At 40.0% G+C, this 13,815-nt stretch carries 14 protein-coding genes; 12 read left to right on the top strand and 2 right to left on the bottom strand.

The annotated features are described in order from the left end of the window. Positions 1-130: 130 nt before the first annotated feature. Together atpG and RT138_RS08735 are read left to right on the top strand one after the other, a co-directional pair. On the top strand, positions 131-1,012 hold the full coding sequence (atpG, locus tag RT138_RS08740) for an ATP synthase F1 subunit gamma (protein ID WP_185210879.1): 882 nt from the start codon (positions 131-133) through the stop codon (positions 1,010-1,012). A gap of 909 nt (positions 1,013-1,921) precedes the next feature. Continuing rightward, positions 1,922-2,611: a sterol desaturase family protein gene (locus RT138_RS08735; RefSeq protein WP_313190361.1), complete on the top strand. Its 690-nt coding sequence runs from the start codon at positions 1,922-1,924 to the stop codon at positions 2,609-2,611. A gap of 59 nt (positions 2,612-2,670) precedes the next feature. Here the strand turns inward: RT138_RS08735 and RT138_RS08730 are convergent, their stop codons facing one another. Then, positions 2,671-3,720 (bottom strand): beta-ketoacyl-ACP synthase III, encoded by a 1,050-nt coding sequence (locus RT138_RS08730; protein ID WP_313190360.1) that lies wholly within the window; start codon positions 3,718-3,720, stop codon positions 2,671-2,673. Between the two features lie 68 nt (positions 3,721-3,788). On the opposite strand from RT138_RS08730, the gene RT138_RS08725 reads away from it, so the two are divergent. From RT138_RS08725 to RT138_RS08710, 4 genes are all read left to right on the top strand, one after another. Further along, on the top strand, positions 3,789-4,070 hold the full coding sequence (locus RT138_RS08725) for an ATP-dependent Clp protease adaptor ClpS (protein WP_093098694.1): 282 nt from the start codon (positions 3,789-3,791) through the stop codon (positions 4,068-4,070). An 87-nt stretch (positions 4,071-4,157) separates the two neighbouring features. Continuing rightward, a complete protein-coding gene (locus tag RT138_RS08720) occupies positions 4,158-6,650 on the top strand; it encodes a TonB-dependent receptor domain-containing protein (protein WP_313190359.1) in 2,493 nt (830 codons plus the stop codon). A 58-nt stretch (positions 6,651-6,708) separates the two neighbouring features. Then, positions 6,709-7,527 (top strand): DUF1080 domain-containing protein, encoded by an 819-nt coding sequence (locus tag RT138_RS08715; RefSeq protein WP_313190358.1) that lies wholly within the window; start codon positions 6,709-6,711, stop codon positions 7,525-7,527. After that, on the top strand, positions 7,527-8,630 hold the full coding sequence (locus tag RT138_RS08710; RefSeq protein ID WP_313190357.1) for an SGNH/GDSL hydrolase family protein: 1,104 nt from the start codon (positions 7,527-7,529) through the stop codon (positions 8,628-8,630). The genes RT138_RS08715 and RT138_RS08710 overlap by 1 nt, the downstream gene beginning before the upstream one ends. Before the next feature lie 26 nt (positions 8,631-8,656). Here RT138_RS08710 and RT138_RS08705 read toward each other — a convergent pair whose 3' ends face one another. Beyond that, complete coding sequence (locus tag RT138_RS08705; RefSeq protein ID WP_313190356.1) at positions 8,657-9,358, bottom strand: YjjG family noncanonical pyrimidine nucleotidase; 702 nt, start codon at positions 9,356-9,358, stop codon at positions 8,657-8,659. A 120-nt stretch (positions 9,359-9,478) separates the two neighbouring features. Between RT138_RS08705 and RT138_RS08700 the strand changes: the two genes are divergently transcribed. From RT138_RS08700 to RT138_RS08675, 6 genes are all read left to right on the top strand, one after another. Beyond that, positions 9,479-10,354 carry a sensor histidine kinase gene (locus tag RT138_RS08700; protein WP_313190355.1) on the top strand — a complete coding sequence of 292 codons (876 nt, stop codon included), beginning with the start codon at positions 9,479-9,481 and terminating at the stop codon, positions 10,352-10,354. Continuing rightward, entirely contained in the window at positions 10,344-11,051 is a 708-nt protein-coding gene (locus RT138_RS08695; protein ID WP_185210868.1) for a response regulator transcription factor, read from the top strand. Before RT138_RS08700 ends, RT138_RS08695 begins: the two co-directional genes overlap by 11 nt. Before the next feature lie 8 nt (positions 11,052-11,059). Beyond that, positions 11,060-11,575: a hypothetical protein gene (locus RT138_RS08690; protein ID WP_313190354.1), complete on the top strand. Its 516-nt coding sequence runs from the start codon at positions 11,060-11,062 to the stop codon at positions 11,573-11,575. An 11-nt stretch (positions 11,576-11,586) separates the two neighbouring features. Then, positions 11,587-12,612 carry a uroporphyrinogen decarboxylase gene (gene hemE / locus RT138_RS08685; RefSeq protein ID WP_313190353.1) on the top strand — a complete coding sequence of 342 codons (1,026 nt, stop codon included), beginning with the start codon at positions 11,587-11,589 and terminating at the stop codon, positions 12,610-12,612. A 130-nt stretch (positions 12,613-12,742) separates the two neighbouring features. Further along, complete coding sequence (gene hemJ / locus RT138_RS08680) at positions 12,743-13,294, top strand: protoporphyrinogen oxidase HemJ (RefSeq protein WP_313190352.1); 552 nt, start codon at positions 12,743-12,745, stop codon at positions 13,292-13,294. A gap of 10 nt (positions 13,295-13,304) precedes the next feature. Further along, a complete protein-coding gene (locus RT138_RS08675; protein ID WP_313190351.1) occupies positions 13,305-13,811 on the top strand; it encodes an outer membrane beta-barrel protein in 507 nt (168 codons plus the stop codon). The last annotated feature ends 4 nt before the right edge of the window (positions 13,812-13,815 follow it).

Raw genomic sequence — 13,815 nt, 5'->3', positions numbered from 1 at the left:
AGATTTGAGAGAGCAGAAAGGTTCTTTTTGTATTTCAAATCTCAGATCTCAAAATCAGAAGGGTTTGAGGACAGTATCGAGGTTAATATCTTAATACTCATATCTCACATCTCACGTCTAAATTTGACTTATGGCAAACTTAAAAGAAGTTAGAAATCGTATTACCTCCGTATCTTCTACGCAACAGATTACCAAAGCGATGAAAATGGTATCTGCAGCGAAGTTGAAACGTGCAACCAATGCTATCATCCAATTGCGTCCGTATGCGACCAAATTGAGAGAGATCTTGGCTCAGGTTTCAGCCTCCGTAGAGGGTAATAATTCGCCATTCACGCAAGATCGTATCCCTACGAAGGTATTGATCATCGTGGTGACCTCAAACAGAGGTTTAGCGGGAGCATTCAATGCTAATGCCATTAAAACTGCCAATAATTTGATTGCAACGAAATATGCAGATCAATTCGCAAGAGGAGATGTAAGTATTATCGCAATCGGAAAAAGAGGTCAGGATTTCTTCAGCAAACGTGATTTCAAGGTAATCGGTAATAACAACGAATTGTTCAACAATTTGGATTTCGAAAATGTTTCGAAAATTACGGAGTACGTGATGGAACAGTTTAAAGAAGGAAACATCGACCGCGTAGAGGTGGTATATAACCAGTTCCGTAATGCAGCCGTTCAAATCTTGACATCAGAGCAGATTTTACCTCTTTTGCCTGAGAATAAAGAAGAGGACAATGTTGCCGAATTGGATTATATCATCGAGCCTTCAAAAGAAAAAATCATTGAAGAGCTTATTCCTAAAGCAATCAAGATTCAGTTATACAAAGCAGTATTGGATTCACATGCGTCTGAGCATGGTGCCCGTATGACTGCGATGGATAAAGCAACCGAAAACGCAGGAGACTTGTTACGCCAATTGAAACTGTCGTACAACCAAGCGCGTCAAGCAGCAATTACAACAGAGTTGACAGAGATCGTTTCTGGTGCTGCAGCCCTTTCAAATGGCTAATAGATAAAAATATTAATTTGTATAAGGAAAGCCGTTATCATTCGATAACGGCTTTTTTGTTGGCTATGGTTGGATTATTTGAAAAATATTTCAGTCCTGCTGGGTAATGTCATTAAGTTAAGGAAAAACAAAATTTAGATCCTTCGTTACTTTTGAAGCGCAAAAGTAACCAAACCGACGAAGGAGCTCACGGATACCAAAAACAACTCGAATCCGTAAACGCTTCGGCCCATTTAAGGTGGCTTTTCGCACGGGCTCCCGCACATGGATAGAATGCCTTGTTGTCGGGAATATCTTTCAATAGATCATCCCTTTTAAGGGGATGATCTATTGAAAGCATTCCAAGGCCAATCCCATCGCACAGGTCAACGGCATTCTTTCCATCTCTCCGCCACTGGAAATGAGCCGGAGGCTAAAGGACTTCCTGCGGAAGGATAAATGTTTGTTAATTTTCCAAACATCCAGCAGGGGTGGAATATTTATCAATTAGCATATTATCTTGGTCTATCCTCGAATCCTTTTCATCCTGGTTCATGCCCAGATCTTGGTTCATCCTCGAATCCCATTAATCCTGGTTCAAAAACAATTGAATTCAATTCAACCTTACGAATATTTTCAAAACCCTCTCAATTCTCCTATCTCCCTTCTCATATCTATCTCTATCAAACCATTCCAATTCTGTGATGTTCTATTTATTAACAGCAGGAAGATTAATATTATGACAACATTACCTTAATATTACGCATTTGACTTCTGTATTTCTGACTATTATCGTAATTTTGTCAAAATTTTAGTTTTCAATTTGCTCTGAGAAGCAATTTTATAAATTTGTGTAGGGTTTTTATAACTCAGTGAGCTTTGAAAGGGTTAATTTGATTAACCTAGGGTGTAAATGAAATTATTTAGGGTATGGCAAAGAAATTATATGTTTCCAATTCGACAGAGTCTTCGAGAATGTTCAAGAATGATTTTCTTGAATCTTTGACCAAGGTGCATTATTCTGTTCCTTTGATATTTTGGATTCCTGTTAAGATCTTTTTTATTTGGAGGGCATTGGTCCCTGGGGGATTGTCTGTTGGTACTGTTGTGATGTACTATATCTTTGGTCTGTTATTTTGGACCTTGGCGGAATATGTTTTGCATAGATGGGTTTTCCATTATGAGCCGAGTTCAAAATTCGGGAAAAGGGTGCATTTTATTTTCCATGGAGTACACCATGACTATCCTAAGGATCGCTTGCGATTGGTTATGCCACTTTCTGCAAGTATCCCAATGGCAGCGATCATCTATTTTATCTTTAGCTTTTTCTTTTCGCCTTATACCTTAGCAGCATTCTTCTCGGGGTTCTTATTGGGTTACCTGATCTATGATGAATGCCATTATGCGATGCATCATGCTAATTTTAAATCAGGCTTGTTTAAAAGGATAAAGGATCACCACATGTTGCACCATTACTCAGAGCCTGAGAAAGGTTTTGGGGTGAGTTCAGCGATTTGGGATGTGATCTTTGGTTCAGGGTTTAGCAAAAAGAAAGCTGTCCAAACAGAAAAGAAGAAAGCAAATGAACTCAAGGAAGTCAAGCAACAACAATTAAATTAAATATATAAAGAAGGGGTTCAGATTGTCTGAACCCCTTCTCTTTTATGGTTAATTTTGAATTACCAGCGAATCAAAGCTGATCCCCAAGTGAAACCGGCGCCAAAGGCAGCCAGACAAACTAAATCACCATCTTTTATCTTACCTTCCTCCCAAGCTTCGCAAAGTGCAATTGGCACCGAAGCGGCAGTAGTATTGCCATATTTCTGGATGTTATTGAAAACCTGATCATCGGACAAGCCCAAAGTCTTTTGAACGAACTGAGAAATACGAAGGTTTGCCTGGTGTGGAATCAACATATTAATATCAGCTGTTTTCAGGTTGTTTTTTGCCAAAGCTTCCCCAATTACTTCAGGGAATTTTACGACAGCTTTTTTGAATACGGCTTGGCCATCCATATATGGGAATGCCGAACCGTCTTCCAGCATTTCTTTGGTCATCAACATACCGCCCAATTCTACATCTGGCCATTGTGGCATCTGTTCGCCCAAATAATAACCTGCAGAAGCACCAGGGTAGTACATCGCCAGTTTCTCTGCTTCGGCACCATCAGAATGAAGGTGTGTGCTCAAAATGCCTTTTCCTTCTTCTTTGGTTGGTTGCAATACCACAGCTCCAGCACCATCGCCAAAAATTACGGAAACTGCGCGACCACGGGTTGAGAAATCCAATGCGAAGGAGTGTTTTTCAGAACCGACTACCAGGATGTTTTTGTACATGCCTGTTTTGATGAACTGGTCTGCGATGGACAAGGCATATATAAACCCCGAACATTGGTTTCTGACATCTAATGCACCTACTTCTTTCATGCCCATTTCGCGCTGTAATAAAACGCCACAGCCCGGGAAATAGTAATCAGGGGAAAGGGTAGCAAAAATAACAAAGTCGATTTCTTCTGCGGTGGTATTTGCTCTTTCAATAGCAATTTTGGAAGCTTCTACTGCCATACTGGTTGTTGTTTCACCCACTCGATTGGCGAAACGACGTTCCTTAATCCCCGTACGTTCTTGAATCCATTCATCACTCGTGTCCATAAAACGGGTCAGGTCATTATTGGTATATACGTTCTTTGGGACATAGTATCCCAAGCCGGCTATTCTTGATTGAAACATAGGTCTAACTTTAATAAACAATTCAGCTAAATTACTGATTTATTTGAAAAATAAGCTATTTTTGCAGTATGAGCACTGAAGTTGAACAAGAAACATTTACCCTTGAAGAAATCCTTGCAGTTACCAAAGATTCCAACAAGTTGATTTTGTGGAATGATGATTTCAATACTTTTGACCATGTCATTCACTGTCTCATGCATTACCTCCAATATTCCGAAGCTGAAGCATCCCGTATCGCCTGGACCGTACATACCAAAGGTAAGTGTACTATATTGGAAGGGACCTATACGGAAGTCGAGGTCTACCGAAAGATCCTAAAAACTGAAGGATTAACCGTTTCGGTGGAATAAATACCCTCGTAATAATACAGTTACGAGCATTTAACTTTCTTAATTATTGCGCAACTTTGTGGCTGAAAACACTAAGAAAGATCCAAAATGCTATTGAAAAGATGCCTAAGCAGTTTATTTTTATTATTCCCTATTATTTTATTTGCCCAGAAAGTCGATATTCAAGGTCGAATTTTAGAACAAGATAGTATCAGGCCGGCAATCGGAGCCAGCGTAAGCTTGCTCTCGAATGTGAACAATGCCTATATCCGTGGCCAACAAACTAGCGCCAATGGTTCTTTTTCTATCCCAGATGTTGACCCTGGAACCTATAACCTTCAAGTGACCTATATTGGTTTTGCTACCTATACCCGTAATAATTTTGTTGTTACAGCGGGTAAAGATATAGACTTGGGTGCAATAGTTTTGGCTGAAGAGGGCGAGAAGATCTCTGAAGTAGTCGTTCAAGGTCGGGTTCCTGACCTTCAGATTGGCATTGACAAAAAAGTTTTTGATGTTTCCCAAAGTATGGTCAGTGTGGGCGGATCTGCCCAGGACCTGTTGGGCAATGTACCTACGCTGCAAGTGGAGTCTGATGGGAGCATCAGTCTACGTGGGTCGAGTAGTGTACGGTTCTTGGTCGATGGAAAAGAGTCGGCCATGGCAGGTTCGGACATCAATGCATTTCTACAATCCTTGCCAGCAGATGCGATTGCCAAGGTTGAGATCATTACCAACCCATCTGCAAAATATGATGCAGAAGGACAATCGGGTATCATCAATATTATCCTTAAGAAAAACGCACGTTTAGGTCTGAATGGATCGGTTACGGCTTCAGGTGGTTCCTATGAAAATGCAAATGCTGGAGTGACCCTGAATTATAGAGATGGCAAGGTGAATTATTTTGGAAACTATAATTTCAGTCGCCGTAATAACTTAGGGAGTGGCTTTTCAGATAATATCGATTATATCAATGGTGGGATAACCAATGAAAGCCCTAGAACCCAAAGTATCGAAGAAAGCAATCGACTAGGGTATAACCATACGATACGTTTTGGTACGGATTATTACATGAACGATAAGACAACATTGAGCTTAACCACCAATTTGAGCTTAAGGGATAATGAGCGTGGGAATGATATCAACTATAATTATTGGAATGTTCCAGGGTTAGGCACGACCAGTTTCCGTAATTCCTTGCAGAATGAGGATGATTTGGGAATTGATGCCCAAGTAGATTTCAAGCGTACATTAAAGCGTGAAGGGGAGGAATTGACGGCCAATGTTTCCTTTGGTTATGATACAGAGGATGGAGTAAATGATTTCCATCAGACCTTTGCAAACGGAAATGCTGATCTGAAGCGTGTGAACAATACCTCTGAGTCCGGTAAGAACTGGAACATGCAATTGGATTATGTTCTGCCACTTGGTGAAAACCATAAATTCGAGGCGGGATATCGCAGTATCTTAAGGTATTCCGATGAAAGTCAATATTCAGAAGAGCTTGATTCTTTAACGCAGCAATTTCTACCTGATTATCGGATTACGAACGATTTTGACATGACGAGCACCGTTCATGCGCTATATGCCAATTATCAAAAACAGATTACAGAGAAATTAGGTGCACAGGTTGGCTTAAGAGCCGAGCAAGCAAACCTGAATACCAATATCTATTCGCATGATTTAGATAACCCAAGCATTATTAAGAGTGACCAAGGTAAATTGGATTATTTCCGCCTATACCCAAGTGTTTTCTTAAGTTATGCTATAGGAAAAGGACAGGGGGACAAAGTGCAGTTGAGTTATTCACGCCGTGTGCAGCGCCCAAGGGGATGGCAAGTGAACCCATTTATCGATGTTTCGGATGTTCAGAATTACCGTCAAGGTAATCCAAACTTGCTTCCAGAAGATATTCATTCCACCGAATTGAGTTTTTCAAAGTTTTATGAGAAATGGAACTTTATTTCATCGGTATTTTATCGTCGTGTGAACGACCAAACCCAACCTGTTATCTATGATGAAAGTTTGATTGCTGATATTGTAGGGGATAGAACGAATGTAACCTATATGAAATGGGAAAATGCGTCGGATCTGGATGCTTTTGGATTTGAGTTGATTTCTAAGGTTAATTTAACCAAGTGGTGGGATGTTACAGCAAATGCCAATCTTTCACAAATTACTTTCCATCCAAAAGCGGGTCTGGGACTTGAAGGCAGAGAGTCGTTCAACTGGAACGGAAACCTGACGACAAACCTAAAAATCACACCTACCTTTTCGGCTCAGGTCAGAGGAGATTATAGAAGTGGAATGAAGACCATGCAAGGAGAAATGAAGCCGATGCATGGAGTTGATGTAGCCTTGAAAAAGGAAGTATTGAAGAACAAGGGTAGTTTAATGCTGAATGTAAGGGATGCATTCAATACGCGTAAATTCCAAATGCACAATTACCTGCCGAACCGTGAAATGCAGTTTTCACATCGATGGATGAAGAGGATGATTACCTTGTCATTTACCTACCGATTTGGTCTCCAAAATTTTGGAAGAAAAGACCGTGAACAACAAGGTCCAGACATGGACGATATGGGCGGTCAACAATTTTAATACTTGATTTTACGATAAGATTATTTAAATTAGATTTTCACTTAATCAACTTTACACTATGAAAAGAAACTTTATGTATGTATTAGTAGGCGCAATCGGATTGACAGTTGCCTCATGTGCAACCAAGAACGCTTCCACGCAAAAAGGAGCAAATGTTCCTGCCTATGAAGTACTGGACCTGCCTAAAGTATCCCTTAAAGATTTTAAAAAGAACTCCGCTGGAGCATACGTTCTATTTGATGGAACATCATTGAATGGATGGAGAGGCTACGGCAAAGACCATGTGCCAAGTAAATGGGGCATTGATAACGGAACCTTGAAGTTTTCAAAAGCACCTGCAGGTGTACAAAATCCTGAAGGTGGAGATTTGATCTTCGCTCATGATTTCAAAAACTTTGAACTGGAATTTGAATGGAAAATTTCAAAAGGGGGAAACTCTGGTACCTTCTTCTTGGCTAAAGAAATCAAAGGACAGCCAATTTACATTTCATCTCCTGAGTTCCAATTATTGGACAATGAGAACCACCCTGATGCAAAACAAGGTGTTGATGGAAACCGTAAATCATCTTCCTTGTATGATATGATCCCTGCGAAACCTCAAAATGCATTCCCCGCAGGCGAGTGGAACAGAGCTAAGATTGTTGTTAACAAAGGAAAAGTAACGCATTACCAAAACGACGAGAAGGTTGTTGAATATGAACTGTGGACTCCTGAGTGGACTCAATTATTGGAAGCTAGTAAATTCAGCAAAGAAAAATGGCCTTTGGCATTTGAATTATTGAATAACGTAGGTGGTAAATCGAAATCAGGTGTGATCGGATTCCAAGATCACGGTGATGATGTATGGTTGAGAAATATCACTGTAAAAGAATTATAATGTTTAAATTATTAAGACATTGGAAAGAGAGCTTTTTGAGCTCTCTTTTTTGTATGCTGCTATTGATAGCTTCCGCGCAAGAGGTCAAATGGCATGATGTACTGAAAGAAAGTGCATTGGAGGGCCGGGTTAAAGCTATTGGAGCTCATGACGGTTATGCCCGATTGCCTTTGTCATTGAAAGGGAAGGTTCGGGATGCAGTCTGGAATTTGGGTCAGGATGCAGCAGGGGTTTATGTTGAGTTCAAGACTTCAGCAACTTCCTTTTCCATTCGCTATCAAGTTAATGGAGGATTGAATATGCCACATATGCCAACTACGGGTGTGAGTGGATTGGACCTTTATACCAAGGCATCTAACGAGAAGGAATGGAATTGGATACACGGGAAATATAGTTTCAAAGATACAATAAGCTATACCTATGAAGATTTTGGATCCCTTTCGGGAAATATATTTAGACTATACCTCCCGCTATATAATTCCGTAAAATGGATGGAAATTGGAGTAGCCGACGATTTGAACTTTATCCAGCAGGAGAGCAAACCTATCATTGTATATGGTACTTCCATTGCTCAAGGCGCCTGTGCATCTAGGCCAGGATTAGGCTGGACCAATTGGATGGGTAGGAACTTTGACCATGAGGTTATTAATCTGGCATTCAGTGGAAATGGTAGGTTGGAGCAACCCATTTTAGACTTGATCAAGCAGGAAAATGCTGCTGTATTTATTCTGGATTGTATCCCTAATCTATCGGTAGCTGGAGAAGATGGGAAAGATAAATTGACAGGCTTGATCAACAATGCGGTTAAGACCATCAGGGAGCAGCATCCTAAGACGCCAATCGTCATTGCTGCACATAGTTCTAGTGAGGTTCCAGGGGTTTTTTACATGAAGACCAATGCTGACTACCAAAGTCGTTCAAGAGTTGCGGAGAAGGCCGTGAAAGCTTTGCAAGGGCAGGGAGATAAATATCTTTATTGGCTATCAGAAAAGGAAATCGGATTGGATAGGAATTCAACGGTGGACTATGCCCATCCGAATGACTATGGTATGGAGAAAATCGCTGCTGCCTATACCAAATTGTTGAAGAAAATCTTGAAATAATATATTGGTTACAACAGCTATCAGGATTAAAATAGCTGTTGTAATTCTTTTAAATCCTTGATCATGTGATTGACATCTTCAGGTTTCTCCACATCAAGAGGATTGAAGAAAATGGCTTCCAAGCCTGCATTCTGTGCTCCACGCACATCAGCATCTAAGTTATCCCCAATCATTACCGCTTCAGTTTTATTCGCGCCGCCATTATTTAAGGCATGTTCAAAGATTCGGATATCGGGTTTATTGATGCCGATGATCTCTGAAATGACAATGGTTTCGAAGTAGGGAGCTAGGTTGCTATGCTGTAATTTTTTCTCACAGGCCTCTTTAAAGCCATTTGAGATCAAGTGCAAGGTATATCTGTCCTTTAAGTAGGCCAAGGTCTCATGTGCATTAGGAAAGAGATTGGTCTTTGTTGGACAGATTTCTAGGTATTCTTCTTCAAAAGCCAATGGGAACAATTCTGGATTGACCCCTAATTGGGTGAATGTATCGGCAAACCTCAATTTTCTCAAGGTTGGTTTATCTATCTTGCCATGGTGGTACAGGTTCCATAGCCGATGATTGTTTTCAGTATATGTGGCAATAAACCTTTCTGAAGTGGGTAAATTGAAGATATCGTGAAAGGAATATCTGAAATAAAGTTCATGCAGGGTTTCTTCGGCATTTCTATCGAAATCCCAAATGGTATGGTCTAAATCGAAAAATAAGTGTTTTTTATCGTTGAACATGTGCAAATATAAGGTCAATAGCTGGCTGAATCAACCATGAATCTAAGTTTACTGTCATAAAGTAGGGCTTGCTTCCTAATGAAGCCGTATTTGAGTACATTTGCGCAGGAAACATCAAGTATGAGAAAAGCTTTATTTCTATTTTATTTTCTTGTCTTCTATGCGATTACCCAATTATTGTGGTGGGGATTTATCTTAGTAAAATTTGAACCCGACCGCAAGGGGATGATCATAGGAGAAGGTCTGATTTTCTTGTTGATCTTTATATGGGGAGCTTTGAAGCTCAAGAAACATGTAAAAAGAGAACATGAGATCAGCCAGCAACAGCAGAACTTCCTATTGGCCATCACTCATGAGCTTAAATCGCCCTTAGCATCCGTAAAACTCTATATTCAAACGATATTGAAGCGTGATCTTGATAGAGAGCAGCAGAAGGTCTTTTTAGGCAATTCCCTAAAGGATATTGAGCGTTTGGATGATCTAGTTGAAAATATCTTATTGACGACTAAATTAGAGAATAGAGCTTATCAGCTGCCTAAAGAGGCATTTAATGTCACTGAACTGGTTGAGCAGGTCGTTGATCGATTGCAGAAGAATGCATGTAAATCCCAAGTCATCAAGCCTGAATTGGAAAGTGATATTGAGTTGAAAGCGGACAAATTTGCGATCAGCAATGTGATCACGAATCTGATTGAGAACGCCGTGAAGTATTCACCTCCATGTGCTACTGTTTATGTCAAGTTGAAAAAACAGGGCAATAACCTATTATTTTCGGTTACAGATCATGGCGAAGGAATACCTGATGATGAAAAAAAACTTATATTTAATAAGTTTTATAGAGTGGGTAGTGAAGAGACCCGAAAAACCAAAGGCACTGGTTTAGGGTTATATATTGTTAAGACAGTATTACAAAAACACAATGCAACCATTAGGGTAAAGGATAATACCCCTACTGGAAGTATCTTTGAAGTAATTTTTGAAAATTATGCAAACTAAACAACGTATACTATTAGTTGAAGATGAGGAACATCTGTTAGAAGCGATCAAGTTGAATCTAGAGCTTGAAGGCTACCGTGTGACTACGGCAACAGATGGTAAAAAAGCATTAAAAATATTTAAGGAAGAACGTTTTAACCTGATTATCCTGGATGTAATGATCCCGGAAATAGACGGTTTCCAAGTGGCAGAAACCATAAGACTTCAGAATTCGGAAGTTCCTATTATGTTCTTGACGGCCAAAAACAGTTCAGAAGACCGTATCACAGGCCTTAAAAAAGGAGCAGACGATTATTTAGTGAAGCCATTCAACTTGGAAGAACTGATATTGCGCGTGAGCAACCTGATCCGCCGTGGTATGAAAGGAGATGACCTTAAAGAATTGAATTCCTACAGTATTGGTGACAAGACCATCTATTTCAATTCCTTTGAGCTACATCATGCAGATGGTAGCATTACTTCTTTGACAAAGAAAGAAACAATGCTGCTTAAACTGTTGATTGAGCGCAGAAATGAGGCTGTTTCCCGTGAGCAGATCTTGGAAACGGTTTGGAATTATGATGTGTACCCATCAACCCGTACGATCGATAATTTTATCTTGACCTTTAGGAAGTATTTTGAACCTGATCAAAAACATCCGATTTATTTCCACTCCATCCGTGGGGTCGGTTATAAGTTTACAGACAACTCGAACTAAACGAATAGATGACTAATCAAGCTCGAAAAATAGTAATCGCAATTGCGATTGCTTTTCTATTGTATGCCATTTATGCCAAGCATTATAATATAGCGGTCTACATCTTTGGAGGTATTACCTATTTGGTATGGAGCTACCTGAAAGAGGGAACCGTTTACCTGGCGACCCAAGCTTTTCATAAGCAGGATTACGAGAAAACCAAGAGATTGCTGGCAGAGATCAAGAATCCGGATAAACTTCGAAAGGGAAGAAGAAACTTTTATGAGTTTATGATGGGCAATATAGCCTTGAAGGAGGATCGGATCGAGGAGGCTGAATATCATTTTCAGCTAGCCTCGAGGTTGCCTTGGCGAAAGGATAATGAGAAGGGGATGGTGCTGGTCAATCTAGCGAACATCAACTTGAGGAAGCATGATTATGAAAGAGTGCAGGCCTATTTGGATGTGGCGAGTAAATTGAGGCTGACTGCCAGACAACAGTCAATTATAGAGAAAATACAAAACGAAGTAAATAAGAATAAGTAGTGGACAAAAATTTGAAAAACGATCTATTGATTCGCGCTGCGTTGTCGCAGCCTACGGAACGACCTCCAGTATGGATGATGCGTCAAGCAGGAAGGTTTATGAAAGAATATTGGGAAATCAAGAACAAGTATTCTTTCTTGGAAATGTGCAAAACCCCTGAGATTGCCGCAGATGTTACCATGCTGCCAATAGACCTATTAGGTGTTGATGCAGCTATTTTATTTTCGGATATCTTGGTTACGGCCGAGGCAATGGGGGGAGACCTATCCTTTGAACAAGGTGTTGGCCCGAGATTCTCCAATCCGATTAGGACAGTGCAAGATGCCGAGAATCTATCGGTAGATTGTTTGGATAAACTACAGTATGTGGCTGATGCCATCAAAGTAATCCAAGGCCGTTTAGACGGTAAAGTGCCTTTGATCGGTTTTGCAGGTGCGCCATTTACCATTTTGAGTTATCTGGTTGAAGGTGGTTCTTCCAAGGATTTCAAATTGACCAAAACCTTGTTGAACAACCAACCGAAATTGGCACATTCCATTTTGCAGAAGATAGCCGATGTAACGATCAATTACATGAATATGCAAATCGATGCAGGTGTTAATGCATTGCAGTTATTTGATAGCTGGGCATTGGCATTATCATGGAATGATTACCAAGAGTTTTCACATAAATACAATAAATACATTATCTCTAAATTGAACAGAAAAGATGTACCGGTTATTTCTTTCTGTAAGGGAAGTTCTGTGTTTGCACCGATTATGGCAGAAGCACAACCTGATGTGGTTTCTGTGGATTGGAATGCTGATTTATTGAACATCAAGAAATCATTGCCTAGCAATATGGCTGTTCAGGGTAACCTGGATCCATTTGTGCTTTACGCGGATAAGCCAGTGATCAAGAAAAAGATCCTAGATCTATTTGAACGTATGCGTGGAGAGGATGGATTTATCTTTAACCTTGGACACGGTATCATGCCGGATATTCCATTTGACAACGTGAAATACGCTGTAGAAACCATTAAGGAATTCAGATACTAAGAATATATCAAACTCAGATATGGGGAGCTGTCACGATGTGGCAGCTCCTTTCGTTTTAGGTATTAATTCATTACCCTATCATGTCAATATTTGCTGATTTAATTTATATTTTTGAGGATTAATACAAATTATGGTCTATCTATACGCGAAAGCAATCCATATTATTTTTGTTATCTGCTGGATGGCTGGGCTTTTTTATATGCCGAGGTTGTTTGTCTATCATACGGAAGCCAAGCAGAAATCTGAAATAGAATATCAAGTTCTGCATAAGCAGTTTGTTATTATGGAGAATAGGCTGTGGTGGGTGATCACAACACCTTCAATGTATTTGGTCGTTATTTCTGCTTTGGTCATGCTCTATATTAATCCAGCTCTTTTGTCCACAGGATGGATGCAGGTGAAGTTGGGTTTTGTTGCGGCCTTGATAGCCTATCACTTTATCTCCCAAAAGATCATGTACAGGTTAAGGGATGAAAAGTCCAATTGGACCTCAACGCATCTACGGATGTGGAATGAGGTCTCTACGATTATCTTGTTTGCTATTGTCTTCTTGGTAATCCTTAAATCCGCAATAGGATGGGTATTTGGTGTTCTGGGAATCTTTGGGTTGGGAATTTTACTGATGATACTTGTTAAACTTTATAAGAAATACCGGAAGAGTAAAGGGGAGCAGGTTGACTAATTTATATGCTATGAAGAAATTACTTTGGATATTGTGTGCTTTTATTTTTCCTATTGCACTACATGCTCAGGAGCATGATTGGGCCTTTGGGATTTACAGTGATCTAAAATTAGACGATGCTGCTTATGATGCTAGTTTCGGTGTTCAAGGTAAGTATGATTTTACGAATCGCTCTGCGGTCCAAGCCCAGATTCATGGAAGGGGAGACCTACTGGCTGTTGGTGCCGATTATCTTGTGAGTATTTTTAATAAAGAGAAATCCAATTTCAATATCTTCTTAGGTGCTGGTCTGGGACAAGAGTTCTTTACCTATGAGAATGCAGTTGGCGCTGAAGGAGATGAGCCCATGCCTAGAAAGGAAAACTTTACCAAAGCTAATGGACAAGTAGGGATCAGTTATTATTTCCCTAGTGTAGATTTATCACTTTACACAGGGTATAAAGTGAAATATCAATTTAAAGATGAAGTTACTGAGCCCAATTATGTGATGTTGGGACTGAGATATCATATTTGGTAATTGT

The organism is Sphingobacterium sp., assembly GCF_032065005.1.
GTDB lineage: Bacteria > Bacteroidota > Bacteroidia > Sphingobacteriales > Sphingobacteriaceae > Sphingobacterium.
This window is presented reverse-complemented; position numbering and strand designations above follow the sequence as displayed.